Source organism: Paenibacillus massiliensis 2301065 = DSM 16942, from assembly GCF_000377505.1.
In the GTDB taxonomy this organism is placed as follows: Bacteria; Bacillota; Bacilli; order Paenibacillales; family Paenibacillaceae; genus Paenibacillus; species Paenibacillus massiliensis.
Genome location: NZ_KB898193.1, coordinates 170532 through 190414, shown reverse-complemented (window position 1 = coordinate 190414; position 19883 = coordinate 170532). Strand labels below are relative to the sequence as shown.

The 19883-nt window shown below is 47.9% G+C and carries 21 protein-coding genes and 1 riboswitch; of the genes, 19 read left to right on the top strand and 2 right to left on the bottom strand.

The window, feature by feature from the left end:
- The first annotated feature begins 58 nt into the window (after positions 1 to 58).
- Positions 59 to 691, top strand: a complete 633-nt coding sequence (locus D328_RS0118820) for a YigZ family protein (protein ID WP_018886593.1) — start codon at positions 59 to 61, stop codon at positions 689 to 691.
- 5 nt (positions 692 to 696) lie between these two features.
- Positions 697 to 1278: a TetR/AcrR family transcriptional regulator gene (locus D328_RS0118815; RefSeq protein WP_018886592.1), complete on the top strand. Its 582-nt coding sequence runs from the start codon at positions 697 to 699 to the stop codon at positions 1276 to 1278.
- A gap of 215 nt (positions 1279 to 1493) precedes the next feature.
- Here D328_RS0118815 and D328_RS0118810 read toward each other — a convergent pair whose 3' ends face one another.
- A complete protein-coding gene (locus D328_RS0118810; RefSeq protein WP_018886591.1) occupies positions 1494 to 1895 on the bottom strand; it encodes a secondary thiamine-phosphate synthase enzyme YjbQ in 402 nt (133 codons plus the stop codon).
- A 209-nt stretch (positions 1896 to 2104) separates the two neighbouring features.
- Between D328_RS0118810 and cysT the strand changes: the two genes are divergently transcribed.
- The 12 genes from cysT (at position 2105) to D328_RS0118750 (ending at position 12628) form a co-directional block, all read left to right on the top strand.
- Positions 2105 to 2920 (top strand): sulfate ABC transporter permease subunit CysT, encoded by an 816-nt coding sequence (gene cysT, locus D328_RS0118805; protein WP_018886590.1) that lies wholly within the window; start codon positions 2105 to 2107, stop codon positions 2918 to 2920.
- Entirely contained in the window at positions 2917 to 3714 is a 798-nt protein-coding gene (locus D328_RS0118800) for a sulfate ABC transporter permease subunit (protein ID WP_018886589.1), read from the top strand. The genes cysT and D328_RS0118800 overlap by 4 nt, the downstream gene beginning before the upstream one ends.
- Before the next feature lies 1 nt (position 3715).
- Positions 3716 to 4780, top strand: a complete 1065-nt coding sequence (locus D328_RS0118795; protein ID WP_018886588.1) for a sulfate/molybdate ABC transporter ATP-binding protein — start codon at positions 3716 to 3718, stop codon at positions 4778 to 4780.
- A 55-nt stretch (positions 4781 to 4835) separates the two neighbouring features.
- Positions 4836 to 5906 (top strand): sulfate ABC transporter substrate-binding protein, encoded by a 1071-nt coding sequence (locus tag D328_RS0118790; RefSeq protein ID WP_018886587.1) that lies wholly within the window; start codon positions 4836 to 4838, stop codon positions 5904 to 5906.
- Between the two features lie 129 nt (positions 5907 to 6035).
- Positions 6036 to 6133, top strand: a riboswitch (TPP riboswitch).
- A gap of 111 nt (positions 6134 to 6244) precedes the next feature.
- The gene (thiD, locus tag D328_RS0118785) at positions 6245 to 7042 is read left to right on the top strand and encodes a bifunctional hydroxymethylpyrimidine kinase/phosphomethylpyrimidine kinase (RefSeq protein ID WP_018886586.1); all 798 of its coding nucleotides are present in this window, start codon (positions 6245 to 6247) and stop codon (positions 7040 to 7042) included.
- Positions 7043 to 7105: 63 nt separating this feature from the next.
- A complete protein-coding gene (gene thiM, locus D328_RS0118780) occupies positions 7106 to 7927 on the top strand; it encodes a hydroxyethylthiazole kinase (protein WP_018886585.1) in 822 nt (273 codons plus the stop codon).
- Entirely contained in the window at positions 7914 to 8573 is a 660-nt protein-coding gene (gene thiE, locus D328_RS0118775) for a thiamine phosphate synthase (RefSeq protein ID WP_018886584.1), read from the top strand. Before thiM ends, thiE begins: the two co-directional genes overlap by 14 nt.
- A 131-nt stretch (positions 8574 to 8704) precedes the next feature.
- On the top strand, positions 8705 to 9364 hold the full coding sequence (tenA, locus tag D328_RS0118770; RefSeq protein WP_018886583.1) for a thiaminase II: 660 nt from the start codon (positions 8705 to 8707) through the stop codon (positions 9362 to 9364).
- Positions 9361 to 10122: an ABC transporter ATP-binding protein gene (locus D328_RS0118765; RefSeq protein ID WP_018886582.1), complete on the top strand. Its 762-nt coding sequence runs from the start codon at positions 9361 to 9363 to the stop codon at positions 10120 to 10122. The genes tenA and D328_RS0118765 overlap by 4 nt, the downstream gene beginning before the upstream one ends.
- Positions 10119 to 10877, top strand: coding sequence for an ABC transporter permease (locus tag D328_RS0118760; RefSeq protein WP_018886581.1), 759 nt, complete (start codon positions 10119 to 10121; stop codon positions 10875 to 10877). The genes D328_RS0118765 and D328_RS0118760 overlap by 4 nt, the downstream gene beginning before the upstream one ends.
- Positions 10878 to 10899: 22 nt before the next feature.
- Complete coding sequence (locus D328_RS0118755; RefSeq protein ID WP_018886580.1) at positions 10900 to 11916, top strand: ABC transporter substrate-binding protein; 1017 nt, start codon at positions 10900 to 10902, stop codon at positions 11914 to 11916.
- 265 nt (positions 11917 to 12181) lie between these two features.
- Positions 12182 to 12628 (top strand): hypothetical protein, encoded by a 447-nt coding sequence (locus D328_RS0118750; RefSeq protein ID WP_018886579.1) that lies wholly within the window; start codon positions 12182 to 12184, stop codon positions 12626 to 12628.
- A gap of 122 nt (positions 12629 to 12750) precedes the next feature.
- Here the strand turns inward: D328_RS0118750 and D328_RS0118745 are convergent, their stop codons facing one another.
- A complete protein-coding gene (locus D328_RS0118745) occupies positions 12751 to 13521 on the bottom strand; it encodes a MurR/RpiR family transcriptional regulator (RefSeq protein ID WP_018886578.1) in 771 nt (256 codons plus the stop codon).
- Between the two features lie 184 nt (positions 13522 to 13705).
- On the opposite strand from D328_RS0118745, the gene D328_RS29405 reads away from it, so the two are divergent.
- From D328_RS29405 to D328_RS0118720, 5 genes are all read left to right on the top strand, one after another.
- Positions 13706 to 15139, top strand: a complete 1434-nt coding sequence (locus D328_RS29405) for a PTS transporter subunit EIIC (RefSeq protein ID WP_018886577.1) — start codon at positions 13706 to 13708, stop codon at positions 15137 to 15139.
- Positions 15140 to 15240: 101 nt separating this feature from the next.
- Positions 15241 to 16338, top strand: coding sequence for a radical SAM/SPASM domain-containing protein (locus D328_RS0118735; RefSeq protein ID WP_018886576.1), 1098 nt, complete (start codon positions 15241 to 15243; stop codon positions 16336 to 16338).
- Between the two features lie 45 nt (positions 16339 to 16383).
- The gene (locus D328_RS0118730) at positions 16384 to 17856 is read left to right on the top strand and encodes a sulfatase-like hydrolase/transferase (RefSeq protein ID WP_018886575.1); all 1473 of its coding nucleotides are present in this window, start codon (positions 16384 to 16386) and stop codon (positions 17854 to 17856) included.
- A 194-nt stretch (positions 17857 to 18050) separates the two neighbouring features.
- Positions 18051 to 18836: an MBL fold metallo-hydrolase gene (locus D328_RS0118725; protein ID WP_018886574.1), complete on the top strand. Its 786-nt coding sequence runs from the start codon at positions 18051 to 18053 to the stop codon at positions 18834 to 18836.
- Between the two features lie 65 nt (positions 18837 to 18901).
- On the top strand, positions 18902 to 19876 hold the full coding sequence (locus tag D328_RS0118720) for a formylglycine-generating enzyme family protein (protein WP_018886573.1): 975 nt from the start codon (positions 18902 to 18904) through the stop codon (positions 19874 to 19876).
- Positions 19877 to 19883: the final 7 nt, after the last annotated feature.

Here is a 19883-nt window from a genome sequence, read left to right as displayed (position 1 = left end):
GTATGCAAGCCGTGGACTGCTTTCTTGCAAAATCTGATAAGATTGGATTGTTACGCGTATGTTGGAAAGCTATCGAACCGTTCGTCAGGCCGGACATCGTGAGATTGTCATCAAGAAGTCCCGCTTCATCGGATATGTGCAGCCGGTGGAAGACGAAGAGGCAGCGATTGCGTTTATTGACGGAATCAAGAAGCAGAACTGGAATGCCACGCATAACTGCTCCGCTTATATGATTGGCGAGCGCGATGAGATTCAGAAGCAATCGGATGACGGGGAGCCGAGTGGTACCGCTGGCAAACCGATCCTGGAGGTCATCCGCAATCAAGGCTTGAAGAATGTTGCTATTGTAGTAACTCGGTATTTTGGTGGTATTATGCTGGGAGCCGGTGGCTTGATCCGCGCTTATACGGATGGTGCGGTCGCTGCCATTGAAGCAGGGGAAGCTATTACGCGAGTGCTACATCAGGAAATAAAGGTTGAATTGGACTACACATGGCTGGGCAAGGTAGAAAATGAGCTTCGGGGTCGTGGAGTCCGAACGGGGGATACTGTATTCACGGATAAGGTCGTGTTGGCCTGTTATCCTGTAAGTGGTGAAGCGGAGGCCTTTCAGCACTGGATGACAGATTTGACCCAGGGACAGTGCCTTTTAACGAAGGGAAGCCAGCTTTACTTTATCGAAGGGGAATAAATACTATGGCTAGAAGAGCAGTTGATCAGGAGTTGTCAAGAGAGAGGATATTGGAGGCCGCCAGGCATCTTTTTATTACCAAGGGATACCGTGCTATCTCCATGCGCAGCATTGGCCAGCATCTGGGATACAGTCACGGATCCTTGTATTATCATTTTAAGGAGAAGGCTGAGCTTTTCTACGCCATTGTAATGGAGGATTTCAAGGCACTGGGAGATATTCTGATGCACGCCGTTAATGCGACCCCGGAAGAGGGGCTGAGCAAGGCGGAGTATTTATTGCTGGAATTTATTCGTTTTGGCATTGAAAATCCGTACCAGTATGAGATTATGTTCCTCATTCGTGACGAGGAGTTGCTGGCCTACTGTCGTGCTGAGCAAAGCAGGTGTCTGGAGCTGTTCGCTTCGATCGTAAGAAATCATCTGGGTGCCGAACCGCATACTGACGAATCCAGAGCAAGGGTACCGCATAGTATCTTCTTGGCTTTGCATGGATTTATCTCGTACTACATCCAGGACAAAATTACATTTGAAGAGGTAAAGCCTACTGCCATTGCGCATGTACAGCTGCTCTGTAAAAGCATATAGAATCTGCACGCTTGCCGAGGATTTTTTGACGGCATTTTTATTAACTTTGATACTTCAAAACGTTGCATTGCGAAAGGAAATGTATGGTGACAAGACGAAAAAGACGAGGGAGCCTAATAGGTAAGGAACTCCTCGTCTATTTTTTGTTGATAATGTTAGGCGTGCGACTACACTTCACGGATCATTCAACCTGAAATCAGCTTCGTCCTAGGGGGTTAGCCTTGGATGAGCTTAAAATGAATCTGGCGTGTCCGTGGTCCGTCAAATTCACAGAAATAAATGCCCTGCCAGCGTCCAAGCAGCAATCTGCCTTTATGAATAATCACTGTCTGCGAGTTCCCTGTTGTGATAGCCTTCAAATGGGACGCCGTATTGCCCTCCATATGACGATACTCGGGATGCTCCCACGGATAGACTTCGTTCAGCCTCATTAATACATCCTTTTTCACATCAGGATCTGCATTTTCGTTAATAGCAATGCCTGCTGTCGTATGTGGACAGTACACCACCACCAGTCCCTCCTGTATACCGCTCTGATCCACGAAGGCGGCCACCTCACGAGTTACATCACGCATTTCATCCCGCTTGGCTGTAGTGATCTCTATTGTATGCAGCATATGTATTTCTCCTTTCTGTGTGCTCTAGTAGAGCCTGTTCGATCATGACTTTTCTTTTGTTTACCCACTTCTATTATATTCTACTCATGGAAATATGAGATAGGGATTGACGTAAGTTCAATCAATTGGTAAAGTAGCTGTTAAGTAAAACCAAGTATGCTTATGGGTATTTAGGATAAGGAGAGCACGAGAAAGGATGGTAGGCTGGCATGAATACGGTTATCCGGCACCCGGGCTGGACATGGGGGTTCCGCACGACGGTACTGCTCTATTTCGTACTACTGGTCATACTGCCGGTTACAGGCGTATATTTCAATGCATTTACCCTTGGCTGGCACACGCTACTGGAGAATCTAAGCGACCCGATAGCTTGGAAGGCCGTGCTGCTGACTGTGAAGCTGGCTGCCATAGCCGCCTTGATCAATGTGCTGATCGGAACGATTATTGCCTGGACGTTGAACCGCTATGACTTCCCGGGCAAGACCTTGATGAATAGTCTGATTGATCTGCCCTTCGCGCTACCGACTGCGGTAGGAGGATTAATGATTCTACTGCTACTCGGACCGAATAGCCTGCTTGGGACAGCAGCAGGACGCTGGGGGCTGGAGATCGTATTTCACCAGCCTGCGATTATACTGGCAATGGTATTCGTGACATTCCCATTCGTTATTCGTGCAGTGCAGCCATTGCTGGAGGAGATTGACCCTTCAGCGGAGGAAGCCTCCTATACGCTGGGAGCATCCCGTGGGGTGACGTTCTGGAAGGTCATTCTGCCCTCCATGGCACCCGGTATGATTAGTGGGGGCATGCTGGCGTTCTCGCGTGCACTTGCCGAGTTCGGTGCGGTCGTGCTCGTAGCGGGTAACATTCCCGGCAGAACGCTAGTGGCATCGGTCTATATTTTCGGAGAGGTCGAAAGTGATAATACGGTGGGAGCTGCCTCGGTGTCGATCCTGCTGCTGACCCTGTCCTTCCTGATCCTTTGGGGCATTAATACGGTACAGAGCAGAGGGAGAAGCCGATGAGAAGATGGTGGATTACACTTACTTATGTTCTTATTCTTGTGATTATCATTATTCCGTTGACTCGAATTATATTCGGAGCCTTCGATCAGGGGTGGAGCGGCTTCGTGACAGCCATGCTTCGTCCAGAGGCGCTCCATGCGCTGAAGATGACAGGCTTGATCGTTCTCGTCGTAACTTTGATGAATACCCTATTCGGAATGATGACGGCACTTTATCTAGTGAGAGCAGGCTGGTTAAGTGAGCGTGTCAAAAACGTCCTGAATAGCATCGTCGATCTGCCGTATGCGGTGTCGCCTGTCATCGGCGGATTAATGATCGTCCTGCTGTTGGGACCGGATAGCGTTATGGGAGCCTTGTTCGAGGATAGTGGCTTCAAGATCGTATACGCTTTCCCAGGCATGGTGATTGCTACACTGTTCGTGACCTTTCCGCTCATGGTGCGTGAAATTATGCCTGTGCTGCAGGAGATCGGAGCGCAGCAGGAAGAGGCAGCTTCCACCTTGGGCGCTTATGGCTGGACGACTTTCTGGAAGGTGACCTGGCCCTCCATCCGCTGGGCGGTTATTTATGGAGTTGTGCTCACTGTGGCACGCTCTCTTGGGGAATTCGGTGCAGTGCTGGTTGTATCCGGAAATATCATGAACAAGACCCAGACAGCGACTACACTGGTGTATCAGGATGTAGAGAACTTCAATGTAACGGCGGCCAATGGCCTGGCTTTAGTTCTGGTGGCCTTCTCGGCAGGTCTCTTGCTGCTCATGGAGCTGGCCAAAAAAAGAAAGGGAGTGCACTGATATGCAGCATGTGGAGGTTCGTCAGCTCAACAAGCATTTTGGACAGTTTCACGCCGTGAAGGATGTGTCATTCGAGATTCGTAAAGGTCATCTCATTGGTCTGCTCGGCCCCAGCGGCGGAGGAAAGACTTCGATCCTGCGAATGCTTGCCGGGCTGGAGACGCCGGATACCGGGGAGATTGTGTTTCACGGACAACGGGTGAACGAGCTGCCTCCGCAGGAGCGTGGTATCGGCTTTGTTTTTCAGAATTATGCGCTCTTCAAGCACATGTCCGTCTACGATAACATAGCCTTCGGCTTGAAGGTGAAGAAGCTGTCCAAGGCACAGATCAAGGAGCGTGTCACAGAGCTGGTGGAGCTAACGGGCCTCGCAGGCTTCGAGCATCGCTACCCTCATCAATTGTCTGGCGGCCAGCGTCAGCGTGTGGCCTTTGCGCGTGCATTGGCGCCGGAGCCTCAGCTATTGCTGCTGGATGAGCCGTTCGCCGCGATTGATGCAAAGATCCGGCAGGAGCTGCGTACATGGCTGCGGGAGCTGATTGAGCGGGTAGGGATCACGTCGATATTTGTGACACATGACCAGGATGAGGCCATCGAGGTGGCGGATGAGATCATGATTATTAACCAGGGCAGACTGGAGCAAAAGGGAACACCTTGGGATATTTACAAAAATCCAGGCACGCCGTTCGTTGCTTCCTTCATTGGCGAATCGACCATCGTGGAGGAGGCGTCAGCGCTCAGGGGCTTCGAGGAAGCCGCAGGAGCCGGGATCAAGGCGCTAATTCGTCCCGAGTATATCGAGATGGGGCTGGATCACGAGTTCACACTGCGCTCCGCGACAGAAGAAGGTACGGTTCATCAGCTTCATTTTCGCGGGAGTGAATGGATGGTTGAGGTCGAGATCAAGGGCCAGCGTCTGATTACCTATCGTTCGCTGGAGAAGGAGACACTCACACCAGGTCAGAATGTGCGTGTACTCATTCACCGGGCGTATTTATTTAATGAAGAAGGCAGCTGGATGGTTGAGAACAGGCTGAAGGAAGATCCGATGCCGATTATGATCTAATAGAACATGTATGGGATGATTGTGTAACTGAGATGAACAGCAAGGAGTCTGTGCCATGAGAAGGAAGCTGGTTGGATACACTCGCCATATAGGGGCTGCACTGTTCTGTCTGCTATGCCTGGGGGTTTTGTCGGCCTGTACAGCGGCAGAGTCTGATTCTGTCAGTGATCAGCCTACGCCTGGGGATACGGCTGATGTTACGCTGGTCATTGGTGCCTATAGCGTGGTTAAGGATGCGATGGCAGACCTTCTGCCACGCTTTCGTGAGGAGTACAAGGAGAAGACCGGGCAGACGATTCGCTTTCAGGAATCTTACGAGGCCTCTGGTACACAGGCACGGGCGATTGCTGGTGGCTTTGAGGCAGACGTAACGCTGCTGGCTATGGAAGGTGACGTACAAAAGCTCGTTGATGCAGGGCTAGTTGCTCCTGCCTGGAAGGAACGGCCATATGGTGGAATGGTTACTCGCTCGATTGTCGTCATGGGAGTGCGTGAGGGCAATCCGCTCGGTATTCGTGATTTTCCGGACCTGACGAAGCCAGACGTGAAGGTGCTGTATCCTAACCCGAAGACGTCAGGAGGCGCACAGTGGGATATTAATGCGCTTTACGGTGCCGGACTGAAGATGTCCGAACGTCAGGGGGAGAAAAGTCCCGCCGCAGCCAAGCAATTCCTGGTCGATGTACATCGCAACGTGGAGTCTTTGGACAAGAGCGGACGGGCATCGATGGCGGCTTTTGAATACGGTGTAGGCGACGTCATTATTACCTATGAGAACGAACTGCTGGCTCGCATCGCCAAGGGCGTAAAATACGAGGTGATCATTCCACGCGACACAATCCGTATTGAGAATCCGGCAGCGATTGTCGATGCCAATGTGGAGAAGCACGGGAGTCGTGAAGCTGCCGAGGCACTTCTTGACTATTTGCAGTCAGATGAGGCGCAACGGATCTTCGCGAAGCATGGTTTTCGTTCGGTTAATGAGCAGGTGCTAGCAGCTGAGAAGGAACGATTCCCTGACCCGGTGGACCTGTTCGACATCGAATATTTGGGCGGCTGGGATGCCGTGCGCGAAACACTGTACTCGAAGCGTGGAGTATGGTATCAGGTGCTTGCTGGTCTGTAGCAGTTCCCCAGTTCCCCAATCAGGGGCTACTCAGGGTCAAATCTGCATTGACTATATTAAATAGCTGTTGATATACTAGACTCACTTCAACTTCGGACATATTGAACATCTAAGATCATAATTGAATACTACCGTTTGCAAGGGAGCCTTAACCGGCTGAGAGGGTGTTACACCGACCTTACCTGATTTGGATAATGCCAACGTAGGGACGCAACGATAGAATGCTATACATGGTTAGCTCATGCTATACCATTGTACTAGTTTATTTTGTCAGCGAAACGTCCTACGGATGTTTCGCTTTTTTTTTGTCATTGAACATGGAAAGGAGACTAACACATATGAAAACTGTATTGACCATTGCTGGCTCTGACCCCAGTGGTGGCGCAGGAATACAGGCAGACTTAAAAACGATGACCTGCTTGGGCGTATATGGGATGAGTGTCATTACAGCGCTGACAGCCCAAAACACGACAGGTGTAGTTGGAATTTTTGAGTCTGAACCGGAGTTTGTTGGGCAGCAGTTAGACTGTGTTTTTACAGATATAAGACCCGATGCTGTCAAAATTGGTATGGTATCCAATGCCGCTATTATCCGCTCCATCGCAGCTAAATTACGGCAATATCAGGCAGAGCATATTGTTGTAGATCCCGTCATGGTCTCAACAAGTGGAAGTGTATTGTTGCAAAATGATGCACTCACCGCGTTAAAAGAGGAGCTATTCCCCTTGGCAGAAGTGATTACCCCGAATCTGAAAGAGGGAGAGCAATTGTGTGGCTTCGAGATTAACACGAAGGAGGACATGCTTAGGGCAGCTGACACGATCGGATGCAAGCTCACAGGTGCAGTTGCCCTGAAAGGGGGGCATAGTCTAGTGGATGCTGATGACCTTCTCATGATGGATGGCGAGTCTTACTGGTATAGGGCAAAACGAATAGAAAATATCAATACTCACGGCACGGGCTGTACGCTGTCTTCTGCAATTGCAAGCTTTTTAGCCATGGGACACAGCCTTCCGGAGGCTTTCGACCGTGCCAAGACGTACATCACCGCCTGCTTGCATGCGGGTCTGAATCTAGGAGCAGGCAATGGGCCTTTGCACCATAACTATGCTATTGCAGAGGGTGGCAGTAAATAAGCACATATCCTATCGAATCACAAAATGGATACAAAAAATTGATAAACGAAAGGAGCCATAGCAATGAATCCATCCCAGTACCTCACTCCTGTACGAAGCAACAATCCATTAGTACATTGTATTACGAATTATGTAACCGTTAACGATTGTGCAAATATTCTTCTGGCTGCCGGAGCTTCCCCCATCATGTCTCACAACAAGCATGAGGTCGCAGAGCTGGTGGCTGCGGCCAATGCGCTGGTCCTTAATATGGGAACGATTGAGGATCTGGAAGCGATGCTGGTGGCTGGTAAAGAAGCGAATCGTCTTCAACGTCCTGTCATACTGGACCCTGTTGCGGCAGGAGGTACATCTTTAAGATTAGATGCTGTACATCAGCTTATGAACGAAATACAGTTTACCGCCATACGTGGCAACGCCTCGGAGATTAAAGCGATCGCCTTTGGAAAAAAGCTGGGTAGTGGCGTAGATGTGAGTACACTCGATCAAGTGACCAAGGAAAATCTTCCTCAAGCAGTGGATGTCGCCAGTATGCTTGCTCAAAAAACAGGAAGTGTTATTGCCATATCCGGTGCAATGGATATCGTAACCGATGGATCACAGCATGCCATTGTTCACAACGGCAGTGCAACGATGGCACGGATCACGGGCAGCGGTTGTATGCTTACGTCCTTGATTGGAGCATTCTGCGCAGGCGCATCGGAATCTAATTTTGAGGCAACGGTAGCTGCGATGGCCGCCATGGGTCTATCTGGTGAGCTAGCAGATGCGCGTCGTCTGGAAAATGGAACCGGCAATGCAAGCTTTAGAACAGACCTTATTGATGCCATGTTTAATCTGACGGAACAGGTGCTGGATCGGGGTGCTCGCATTGAAATGGTCTAAGCAAGCTCTGCGATCATCCATGCTGCTGTATGCCATTACAGATCGTAGGTGGCTGCAAGGCCGTTCCTTAGCACTAGTGACCGAAGAGGTGCTCCAGAATGGTGCAACCTTTCTGCAATTGCGTGAGAAGGAGCTGCCCTTCGACGAATTTTTGGCAGAAGCAATTGAACTACGCAGCCTTGCACAGCAATATCAGATTCCCTTTGTAGTCAACGACAATATTGAAGTTGCCCTGGAATGCGGGGCAGATGGTGTTCATGTGGGTCAATCCGATATTGTGGGTAAGGATGTTCGGTCCCTGATCGGCCCAGACAGGATTCTTGGCATTTCCGCGAATGGAGTAGCTAGCGCCAAGGAGGCAGAAGTAGCAGGAGCTGATTATATCGGGGTCGGAGCTGTGTTTAACACCACTACCAAAAACGATGCAGAGTATTTAAGCATTGCTGACGTACAAGAAATTGTAGATGCCGTAAGCATCCCTGTCGTTGCTATTGGGGGCATTGATGACACGAATGTGCTACAGCTCTCGCGCAGTGGGGTAGATGGTGTCGCAATCATTTCTGCTATATTTGCACAGCCACATCCAGGCGCAGCCACTGCACATTTACTACAGCTAGCACAGCAAATGATCTCACAGCGCAGCTAAGCCATGCTGCTTCCTAGTCACGGGAGGGATGGCTTGATGGATGCTCAATAAGATATATACATGATTCGTACATTGTACATGCATCATACCCTACATCATCATACCTACATTATGGATTGGAGGAACACCTGATGACTATTACAGAACGACTATACCAGGCGGCACAGCCTGTGTGGAAGGAATGTCTACAGCATCCCTTTGTTACAGGGATTGGGGACGGCTCCTTAGCTGTAGAGCAATTTCGCTATTATTTGTTACAAGACTACTCATATCTGTTCGAGTATGCCCGTGTATTTGCACTAGGGATCGTCAAGTCACAGGACCCCAAATTAATGCAGTTCTTTAGTAAAAAAGTAGACAACATTCTCAATGGTGAAATGAAAATTCATCGTTCTTATATGCAGCGGTTAGGAATTACGGAGGATCAGGTTTTTCAGGTACAACCAGCACTGAAAAATGCAGCCTATACCCATTATATGCTCTCTGTCTCACATGCTGGTGGCGTAGCAGAGGTGCTCGTATCCATATTAGCATGCTCATGGAGTTATGCAGAGATTGGCCAAGCTCTTGCCCGAAAGCCTGGCGCAGCTGATCATGCATTTTACGGTGAGTGGATAAAAGGATATGCATCCTCGGAGTATAATGAGAACAATCAATCCCTTGTGACGTTAACGGACAAGCTATTAGAAGGCTGTAGCGAGGAAGTTTACCAACGGATGGAGGATATTTTCGTGATGTGTAGTCGGTTTGAGCTTGATTTTTGGGAGATGGCATGGAGGCTTGAGCATTGAGTTCATTAACATTTCAAAATGTGTCCTATCAGTATGCTTCTGAGGATTTTGACATTATTGATACCTTGTCATTTAATGTTGAAGCGGGCTCCTTCCACTGTATTGTTGGCGCCTCTGGCTGTGGTAAAAGCACGATATTTCACCTCATTAATGGATTACTCCCTTCAAAGTCAGGCTCTATTCTAATCGATGGAGCGCCGATCGGAACCCGGAAGCATTACTGCGGATATATGCCACAAAAGGATATGCTGTTCCCATGGCGAACCGTTGGAGAGAATCTTGCCCTGCCTTTAGAAATTATAGGTGGCTACTCCAAGGCGCAGTGCAAGGAGTTAATAGCTGAGGCGCTGGACAATGTAGGCTTACATCGTTGCTACGACAAGATGCCCCATGAATTATCAGGTGGCATGCGTCAACGAGCTGCATTTGCCCGTACTATGCTAACCGGATCAGATTTACTATTACTGGATGAGCCGTTTTCTGCCTTGGATTTTTTAACTGGCATTAGTATGCAGGAATGGTTGCTTGGGCAATGGGAGCAGCACAAAAAAACGATTCTCTTTATTACTCACAATGTAGATGAGGCATTATTTCTTTCGCAAAGTGTGTTAGCTGTAACAAGCACACCAATAACGCAATTCAATAAAATAGATGTTCCTGGAGATTATCCTAGAGGGCGAGAATCACTCGCTAGACCAGAAATAGCAGTACTGCGAGAAGACTTGATCCATACATTAAGGAATAATGTGATCCTATGAGGAAGCTACCCCACTATAATAATTTGCCAGTTCTTATTGTGTTGTTGGCGCTTCTGATGATGTGGCAACTGGGAGCGATGAACCTGAATGCCGCTTATATTTTGCCAAGCCCAATTCAGATTTTCAGAAAAATATGGGATCTGCGTATGCCATTATTTACAGTTCATCTGCCCGCCACTCTGCTGATTACCAGTATTGGGCTCGTATTATCCATAGTCCTTGGAGTCGCGTTAGCTATACTAATGGATGTCAGTGTGCTATTGCGTAAATGTCTGTATCCGATCGTTGTAGGCTCTCAGACAATTCCTACTACAGCTATCGCACCATTGTTTGTTTTATGGTTCGGTTATGAGATATGGAGCAAGGTGCTTGTAGTCATATTAATTACATTTTTTCCGATCACCATTACCGTTTACGACGGCTTACGTAGTGCACGTCATGATATGAAGGAGCTTCTCCTTACCTATGGTGCTACTCAACGAGATATCTTCTTCAAAATCAAATTCCCTTGCGCCTTGCCCTATTTTTTCTCAGCTATAAAGATGGCAATTCCAATTAGTGTCATAGGGGCAGCCATAGGAGAATGGCTAGGTGCACAGAGTGGTCTAGGTTATTTTTCACGCCGCATGATGACTCAGCTCGATGGTGCAGGTGTGTTTGCACCAATTGTACTATTATCTGTGGTTGCTATGGCCTCGGTCGCACTAATCGGACTGCTAGAGCGCCGCTTCGTTCACTGGCGTGGTGAGTCCTAAACGAATATGGAGGCACGAATTCATGAGAAAAACAGGGGTTATTTTTACACTAATATTTATCCTGTTAGCAGCTACTGCATGTACACCCAAAAATACGTCTACACCATCTGCCTCATCCCCTCAGGATTTACGCGAGATTAATGTTGTGCTGGATTGGTATCCAAATGCCTTACATGCGTTTCTCTATGTAGCCATTGAGAAGGGCTACTTCGAAGAAGAAGGGTTGAAAGTAAACCTGCAATTTCCTTCTAACAGTAATGACGCAATTTCACTTGTAGCAGCAGGAAAAGCGGATATTGGACTTTATTATCAGCAGGATGTAATTATTACAAGAGCGAATCAGCAAGTACCTGTAAAATCCATTGGTGCTGTTGTACAAGCTCCACTTAATGCAATCATTTCTTTAGCGGATAAGAACATCACTTCTCCAAAGGATTTAAAAGGCAAAACGATTGGCTATTCCGGAACAGAGTTATCCGAGGCTCTTATTCGTAGCGTCATGACTCGTGCTGGTGCAGACAGCAGTGATGTCAATATGGTTGATGTCGGCTTTGAGCTCATGAGCTCCATGACAACGGATAATGTAGATGCCACAATCGGTGGCTTAATTAATCACGAGGTTCCTCAGCTTCAGGAGGAGGGCTTTGATATTAATTGGTTTACTTTGGAGAAATATGGTGTGCCATCCTATTATGAAGGCGTTTTTCTCGCTAATGATGCTATGATTGCATCTGATTCTGACACGTTAGCGAAATTTTTGCGCGCCTCTAAAAAAGGCTTTAATGATATGAAAGCTGAACCAGAGGCTGCATTACAAATCTTATTAAGTCATCAGAATGCAGACAATTTTCCTTTATCTGAGAATGTTGAGCGTCAGAGCCTAGGCATACTTCTTCCCCTGATGGAGAATGATCAAGCTGATTTCCTGAGTCAAAATGATTCCTGTTGGCAGGAAAACATCGATTGGCTAAAATCTGAAGGACTAATAAGCAACGTGCCTGCATTAGACGATGTTCGTGTAGAAATTCCATATGAATGAATCAATTCATTATAACTTTAGCTGTTTTAATCGGGACTAGATTAGCTCAAAATGATTTGACTATTTCCAGCTACAAAGATCAATCTTAAGTGAGTTATGAAATGGAATCGAATAGTATTTCAAAAACTCTAATCTTTGTAATGCTTGCGGAAAAAACGGAGTTCGGCTTCGTCATTGCCAAGCTAATGTGACTGGAAGTAAGATAAGGAAGATGAGGCAGTAGAATGGCTGCTGCATTAGTTAAGGATGTAAGGGGAACGAATGCATGAGTACTGTTGTTAAAATATCTCAATTTACAGCCATCCGTCTGGAAAATGCCCGCCAGCGCGGCATGTCTGAGGAAGCAATACTTCAGGCGATTCGTGCGGAAGACACCGCAGCCTTTGACGCCGTCGCTGATGAAGACCTGAGCTATACCGATCTGTTCACCTATGCGAAGGAGCACGGGGAGGAGCTGGAGACAGCAGTCACGGAGGGATATCGGATCACCTTCAATACACGTGGGGGACTCGGCATCTGGATCTCCAAGCGGTTCGGCTTGCAGCCTGACGTCGATTTTACCGTTGGAGAGGGCGTTATTTCAGGTCTGCTGCTGAGCAAGGAGCAAGCTGAGGTACTGGAGCAACGACTGGCTGCAAACTGGGTTGTAACGGACACCAATGAGGTGGACAAAGGCGTAGAGCTGACGCTCAAGCTTCGAGCACTGGCCTGATCATTAGCCCTGAGCAAGGGACGTATTTATAGGGGAAATAAACAAAGAGCTCTGTTACCACAGCAATTGGGGTACAGGGCTTTTTTGCATTGCATGAAAGTCGGTTGTTCAATTTCAGTCGTTCATTGCAACCTTTGACTCATTTTTTCTTTATGATATTGTTCGAATTCATAGGTAATAAAATCAATAATATTGTGTACGAAGCTGGAGGTGAAATGATTAGTCTCCCTGAAATCCTCGATATAGGTTGAGATATGGAAATCGGATTGCTGACTCAGCCAGTTCTGCTGGGTATTGGTAATGGAGATCACGGGAATCTTCTTAAGTAAAGGTATCGTTAGTGCTTCCTTGAGTGCTAGATTCTCACCAGAGTAGGAGAACACAATTAGCAAATCCTCAGGCTCCAACTTCTCAACGACCGCGCTGGTTAAATGTGTTCCGATGTCTAATGGGATCAAGCTCATACTGATGCCGATCTTGAGGAAGTTACGTTGCAGCACCTGAGCTTGCAGCTGCTGTGTGAGTCCGGTAGATAGCAAATAAATTCGCTTGCTGCTGGACAATCGGCTATACAGCTTTGGCAGATCTGTCTGTTTTACTTTATTCAATATATGAATTAGCTGCTGCCCCACAACTTCAATCGAAATGTTCTGAGCTGTACCGAGTTCATGGTTGTCCCACTCAATCAGGTATTTGAATTCCGAATAGCCTGAGAATCCCAGCCTTTGTACAAAGCGAAATATGGAAGACTTCGAGGTATAGCTTTTTTCAGCTAGCTCCACGATGCTCAGCTTTGGAATTTCTGCTTTATGATTCAAAATAAAAGATGCAATTTGTTGGTCCAGTTCATTAAGTTTTGCATGGTTTTTTTCCAGTATATGTTCGAATTTCATCTGAATTCATCCTTTCATTTCCAGTTATTTTCTGAATGGTGGACATCTTCCCAAGGTGCTCTGAAAGCGTATTTTTTGTCGGAGGTCGAATGTATACTGAGTTTATCGTAAGCGCTTGCTTTAATGCAATAGTCCGGACATACAGCATTAGTGGCACTTGCAGCTATGGGAGGGGATCTAAGATATGAGCTATCAGAAGTTAGCGCAGGAAATCATGAAGAAGGTAGGCGGACCGGGCAATGTATCGAGTCTGGAGCATTGTGCGACCCGTCTAAGATTCAAATTGCATGACGAAGGACAAGCAGAAGCAGAGGCGCTCAAGGAATTAGAAGGAGTCGTAACCGTGGTTAAAAGTGGTGGCCAATTCCAGGTCGTCATTGGACCTCATGTAGCGGAGGTGTATAAAGAGGTTGAAAAAGTGAACCAGCAAGGGAGCTCGACAGCTGCTGCGGAAGTCCGGGTAGAGTCAAAGCCAGCAAAGAAGGCCAAAGTGCTTGACCGATTTATCGACGTGGTCTCAGGAGTATTCACTCCTGCTTTGGGTCTTCTAGCAGCATCGGGTATGGCTAAAGGGCTGGCGGCTATCTTGTTGGCTACGCAGGCTGTTACTGCTCAATCTGGGCTTTATATTATGCTGTGGGCGATCGGTGACACCTTCTTCTACTTCTTCCCAGTCGTTCTCGCTTACACTTCAGCTAATAAATTTGGGCTGTCTCCGATTCTAGGAATTATCATTGGCGCCTCGCTGGTCTATCCAGGTCTAACGTCCTTACTTAGTGGAGGCCAGCCGATCTATACCTTATTCGAAGGAACCGTGTTTCAGGCGCCTGTCTATTTTGAAGTATTCGGCATACCAATCCTTCTTATGAAATATGCACAGTCGGTGATTCCGTCGATCATAGCCATCTTCTTTGCCGCCAAGGTAGAAAAATGGCTGAAGAGCAAGCTACCTAGAGTCATCCAAATGTTTATGGTACCATTCCTCACCTTGCTAATTGTTATTCCGCTGACTTTTGCTGTGATCGGTCCCGTCGCCACTTGGCTGGGCGCTATTCTGGGCTTTTTGGCCAAAGGTGCCTATGATCTGAACCCAACACTGGCGGGGATGTTCATCGGCGGACTGTGGCAGGTGCTTGTAATGTTCGGTCTGCATTGGGGAATGATTCCGATTGCCCTGATTACCATCGCACAATTTGGTTTTGATCCCGTACTGGCATTAATGCTGGGTACGCCATTTGCGACATTGGGGGCTGTGCTTGGGGTCTTCCTGAGAACCAAGAACTCCAAGCTGAAGACCTTGTGTGTTCCATGCTTTGCCACTGGGATTTTTGGAATTTCTGAGCCTGCCATATATGGGATCACGTTACCGAACAAGTACCCTTTTATTTTTACGCTTGTAGGGGCTTCTGCCTGTGGAGGCTTGATGGGCTTCTTGGGCTCCAAAGCCTACGTTGTAGGCGGTATGGGCATTCTGGCTCTGCCTAACTATATTAACAACGGTGTTTTTGATATGGGCTTCTATGGTGCAGTCATTGGCATTACCATTGCCTTCATTATTGCATTCCTGCTAACCTTCTTCTTCTGGAACGATAGCAAGAGCGTTAACGCTATTAAATAATCAGCAAGACCACTACGGCGTCAACAAACAGGAGCATTATACAGAGGTACGCAGGCGATTGCATAAATCGCACATAGGGGTAACCAAAGGAGGTGAAGCTCGTGAAGCATATATCTGTACTGATCAAGCCAGCTTCTTCAGCATGCAATTTGCGCTGTGAGTACTGCTTCTATGCCGATGTGAGTGAGAAGAGAGCGTGCACCTCCTTTGGCAAAATGAACATTGAGGTTATGGAGAGCATGCTGGATCATGTGTTTATGGATCTTGAGGCATATGATCATGTAACCTTTAACTTTCAAGGCGGGGAGCCGACCTTGGCAGGTCTGGATTATTTCAAGGCTTTTACAAGCTATGTGGCGCACAAGCAAGACAGGCAAGTCGTTCATTATGGAATTCAGACCAATGGGACGCTGCTGGATGATCAGTGGTGCAAGCTGTTCAAGGAGCATAAATTTCTAGTGGGTCTGTCCATGGATGGCGGGAAGGACTCTCATGATCAATATCGTAAGGATGCAAGGAAGCAGGGAACGTATACCAGGGTCATGGCTGCCAAGAAGCGGCTAGATGCTCATGCCATTGAATATAACGTGCTATGCGTGCTGACGAATCCGTTGGCAAGACATCCGCGACAGGTATTTAACTTTTTGCTGGAGCATCAGATTCGTTATGTTCAGTTCATCCCTTGTCTTAATGAGCTGGATTCACCAGATAGATCAGTATACGCCCTGACACCCGAGAGATTTGCCTCCTTCTACAAAGGATTGTACCCGTTATGGGAGCAGGAATGTCGAAAGGGCAACTACTTGCATGTGAGCTTTTTTGATCATCATTTGCAGCTATTCGCGAACGGCACAGTCGGCACCTGCGGCATGATAGGTCAGTGCCAGCTGCAGTATGTTATAGAAGCTGATGGTAGTGTATATCCATGTGATTTCTTCGTACTGGATGAATGGTGTATTGGAAATATCACGGAGCATAGACTTAGTAAGCTTGCGAGATCGCAGCAAGCAGGATGCTTTATTCAAGATAAGCCGCCCTTATCGAAATATTGCACGGCATGTACTTATAAGGAGATGTGCAATGGGGGCTGCAAACGAATGAAGGAAGCCTGCTATGTTAACGACAAGGAATCTTATTGCGGTTATCAGGACTTTTTGGATCAGTATCTAGCAAGACTGCTACGGCTTGTCGGCGCTTGATGGCAAGTTAAATATATAAGAGTAATAATAAAGGATTGTGATGACATGAGAGCCATTATGATTATGTTTGATACCCTCACACGCAACTATTTACCGAACTATGGGAATGATTGGGTCAAGGCACCTAACTTTGAGCGTTTGCGTGACAAGACAACGACCTTCGGCAATTTCTATGGTGGGAGCATGCCCTGCATGCCAGCCAGAAGAGAGTTACAGACAGGGAGATATAACTTCTTGCACCGAGGCTGGGGGCCACTTGAAAGCTTCGACAATTCCGTGTTCGAGCGATTACAGGAAAAGGGAGTATACTGCCATCTAGTGACAGATCATTCTCATTATTTTGAGGACGGGGGAGCAACCTATCACAATCGTTATTCGACCTGGGAAGGCTTTCGGGGGCAGGAGGGGGATCGTTGGGTTCCACGTAGTCAGGCCTTGCCAACGGACAACCAACATCCACTGAATAAAGAAGGAGTGTCGGCTATTCAGCATTATGCCAATAGAACACGGCAGTTGACTGAAGAGGATATGTCGAGCGTGCAGACGATTCAGGCAGGGCTGGATTTCCTGGCACAGCATCATGATCAGGATCAGTGGCTGCTGCAGATTGAATGCTTCGATCCGCACGAGCCTTTCTATGTCCCTGAGAAATATCGAGAGATGTACGCATGTAGTGAGGACAAGGATATTCCATTCTGGCCTAAATATCAAAGAATTGATGAGAGCAGCAATCAAGAACAGGTAGAAGCGATGCGAAAAGAGTACGCTGCATTGCTAACGATGTGCGATCATCATCTCGGCAGAGTGTTGGATTTTATGGATGAGCACAACATGTGGGACGACACGCTGGTCATCATCAATACGGATCACGGCTTCCTGCTGGGAGAGCATGACTGGCTAGGCAAAAATATAGCGCCGATGTATGAAGAGATTATTCATCTACCGTTCTTCATGCACATTCCTGGTGAAGCGAACTATGACGGATACGTCTATGACGGGGTGTGCCAGACTATTGATCTTGCCCCTACACTGTTAGACTATTTCAATGTCGAAGATAGCTATGATCGTGATGGCACATCCTTGCTATCTATGATCAGGGAAGAGAAGCAGCATGCGGAAATATTATTCGGAGTCAACGGTGGGCATGTCAGCATTTATGATGGGAGATATCTGTATATGCGTAGCTCTGTAAGGCCAGATAATGGTCCGCTTATTAATCAGACTCTGGCCGTAACACGAATGAGAGGGTTCTTCGACGATCAATCCCTGTCCCAGATCAAGCTGGTGGAGGGGAATCGCTTCAGCAATGGCATGCCAGTCCTGCAATTATCAGTGCCTAATTACATTAATTCTTATCAAATCGGACATTTATTGTTCGATATGGAGCAGGACCCGAATCAGGAGCATCCGTTACAGGAGCCTGACCTGGAGCAAAAAATGATTGAAAAGCTGATCCGGAAAATGAAGGAAATAGCAGCCCCTGAGGAAGAGTTCGAACGTCTTGGCCTAAGGCAATAAATATGTAGCTCTTGTACGAATAAATTCGTTTCATACAGAGGGAACTCCTCTATAAGCTTGCATTCATAAAAGATTGTCGCTAAGGGTCAGCCGAAATGTTCCAGCGGCACTTAGCGGCTTTTTTTTGCAAAAAAAATCAAGGAGGCTTAGAATCATCGTAGAAGCAGGATGAGACATAGAGAGGGGCTTGTACGATGAATCACGATCAGCTTATTTTTCTGGGGACAGGTGATGCTATGGGAGTCCCACGCGTGTACTGCGATTGCGGGGTCTGTGAGGAGGCTCGTAGTACCGGGCTGAACCGCCGCCGACGCTCCTCAGTATTGATAAGCGGTAGCGGAGAGCCATTCATGATTGATTGTGGCCCGGATTGGAGAGAGCAGATGGAGGCACAGGGCATGCGTATGATTTCGACGATCCTGATCACACATGCTCATTTTGATCATATTGGCGGTCTTCCAGAATGGGCGGACGCTTGTCGTTGGCTAGGTATTCGTGGCAAGCTGTACGCACCGCAGGAGGTGCTGCTCACGATTGCACAGCAGTTCCCATGGCTTCGTGGCCATATGGATTTCATGGAGACCGATGGAGATATCGAACTGAACGGATGGCACATTCATTCCTGGAAGGTATGTCATGGGAAGAATGGATTCTCCTATGCCTTTCGTCTGATGAAAGGCGATTACGTCTGGGCGTACTGCTCGGATGCCATCAATCTGAAGCTGGAAGAGAAGAGACCATTGGCAGGACTGGACCTGCTCGTGCTGGGGACGAGCTTTGTGCATGAGCTGGCTGCGTTCGAGACGCGCTCGGTGTACGACATGTGGGAGGCTGTAGAGCTGCTGAAGGAGCTGAAGCCCAAGCGGACGATATTTACACATATGTCGCATGATGTGGATCTTCGTAAGAGCTACGATCTGAGTCCAGGTATTCAACTGGCGCATACCGGGCTGGCGATTGATTTGGCGAAAGCTAGGTAGCAAAAAAGGAGATTCAGGATAACCTCCACAGGAAGTAGTAGAGTCTAGAGCAAAGGATGATTAAAATGGATCAACAACATCAAGAGAAGCCGAGTTCCTGTTGTACACCCGGACGAGAACAGCCGCAGACGGAGGAATTAATTACCCATAAAACGGATAGCTGCTGTACGAAAAAGCAAAAGAAGTATGCCTCCATGATTCGCTTGGAAGGGGGATCATTCCTTATGGGAACTGAGGATGAAGAAGGGTTCCCACAGGATGGAGAAGGACCGGTCAGAGAGGTGTTCGTGTCGCCTTTTTATATTGATCCCTATGCTGTCACGAACGCGGATTTTGCAGCATTTGTGAACGCTACAGGGTATAAGACCGAGGCCGAGCGATACGGCAATTCCTTCGTATTCCATTTATTGTTGACCTCCGAGCAGCGCGCTGACCGTTCCACGAGTGTGCCGCAGACTCCCTGGTGGCATGTTATTCAAGGAGCGAATTGGAGCCAGCCTGAGGGGCCGTTGTCCAATCTCGAGGGACGAATGGATCACCCAGTAGTTCATGTATCGTGGAACGATGCCGAGGCATATTGTCAGTGGGCGGGGAAGCGTCTACCCACTGAAGCAGAGTGGGAATATGCGGGACGTGGTGGTCTTGAACAGGCACGCTACCCATGGGGGGATGAACTGACCCCGGAGGGGCGGCATATGTGCAATATTTGGCAGGGACAGTTCCCTAGCCACAATGAAGCATTGGATGGCTACATCGGTACAGCTCCTGTTCATTCATTTGAGCCGAATGGTTATGGCTTGTATAACATGGCCGGCAATGTGTGGGAATGGTGCTCGGACTGGTTCGACCCACGTTACCATGTAAAATCCAGCCAACATAATCCCCTGGGACCAAGCCAAGGCCATGCACGTTCCATGCGAGGAGGCTCATACTTATGCCACCATTCTTACTGCAATAGGTATCGCGTCGCGGCACGCAACAAGAATACTCCAGACAGCTCGTCTGGCAATACAGGCTTTCGCTGTGTGGCCGATGCTTAAGAATGAT

What these genes read in the sequence shown, in the direction of transcription:
- D328_RS0118760 (WP_018886581.1), top strand. Translation starts at nt 10,119, where the DNA reads ATGAGGAAGCTACCCCACTATAATAATTTGCCAGTTCTTATTGTGTTG.
- thiD (WP_018886586.1), top strand. Translation starts at nt 6,245, where the DNA reads ATGAAAACTGTATTGACCATTGCTGGCTCTGACCCCAGTGGTGGCGCA.
- D328_RS0118810 (WP_018886591.1), bottom strand. Translation starts at nt 1,895, where the DNA reads ATGCTGCATACAATAGAGATCACTACAGCCAAGCGGGATGAAATGCGT.
- D328_RS0118815 (WP_018886592.1), top strand. Translation starts at nt 697, where the DNA reads ATGGCTAGAAGAGCAGTTGATCAGGAGTTGTCAAGAGAGAGGATATTG.
- D328_RS0118745 (WP_018886578.1), bottom strand. Translation starts at nt 13,521, where the DNA reads ATGAAATTCGAACATATACTGGAAAAAAACCATGCAAAACTTAATGAA.
- D328_RS0118820 (WP_018886593.1), top strand. Translation starts at nt 59, where the DNA reads ATGTTGGAAAGCTATCGAACCGTTCGTCAGGCCGGACATCGTGAGATT.
- D328_RS0118720 (WP_018886573.1), top strand. Translation starts at nt 18,902, where the DNA reads ATGGATCAACAACATCAAGAGAAGCCGAGTTCCTGTTGTACACCCGGA.
- thiM (WP_018886585.1), top strand. Translation starts at nt 7,106, where the DNA reads ATGAATCCATCCCAGTACCTCACTCCTGTACGAAGCAACAATCCATTA.
- D328_RS0118755 (WP_018886580.1), top strand. Translation starts at nt 10,900, where the DNA reads ATGAGAAAAACAGGGGTTATTTTTACACTAATATTTATCCTGTTAGCA.
- D328_RS0118800 (WP_018886589.1), top strand. Translation starts at nt 2,917, where the DNA reads ATGAGAAGATGGTGGATTACACTTACTTATGTTCTTATTCTTGTGATT.
- D328_RS0118795 (WP_018886588.1), top strand. Translation starts at nt 3,716, where the DNA reads ATGCAGCATGTGGAGGTTCGTCAGCTCAACAAGCATTTTGGACAGTTT.
- D328_RS0118790 (WP_018886587.1), top strand. Translation starts at nt 4,836, where the DNA reads ATGAGAAGGAAGCTGGTTGGATACACTCGCCATATAGGGGCTGCACTG.
- D328_RS29405 (WP_018886577.1), top strand. Translation starts at nt 13,706, where the DNA reads ATGAGCTATCAGAAGTTAGCGCAGGAAATCATGAAGAAGGTAGGCGGA.
- cysT (WP_018886590.1), top strand. Translation starts at nt 2,105, where the DNA reads ATGAATACGGTTATCCGGCACCCGGGCTGGACATGGGGGTTCCGCACG.
- tenA (WP_018886583.1), top strand. Translation starts at nt 8,705, where the DNA reads ATGACTATTACAGAACGACTATACCAGGCGGCACAGCCTGTGTGGAAG.
- D328_RS0118730 (WP_018886575.1), top strand. Translation starts at nt 16,384, where the DNA reads ATGAGAGCCATTATGATTATGTTTGATACCCTCACACGCAACTATTTA.
- D328_RS0118725 (WP_018886574.1), top strand. Translation starts at nt 18,051, where the DNA reads ATGAATCACGATCAGCTTATTTTTCTGGGGACAGGTGATGCTATGGGA.
- D328_RS0118750 (WP_018886579.1), top strand. Translation starts at nt 12,182, where the DNA reads ATGAGTACTGTTGTTAAAATATCTCAATTTACAGCCATCCGTCTGGAA.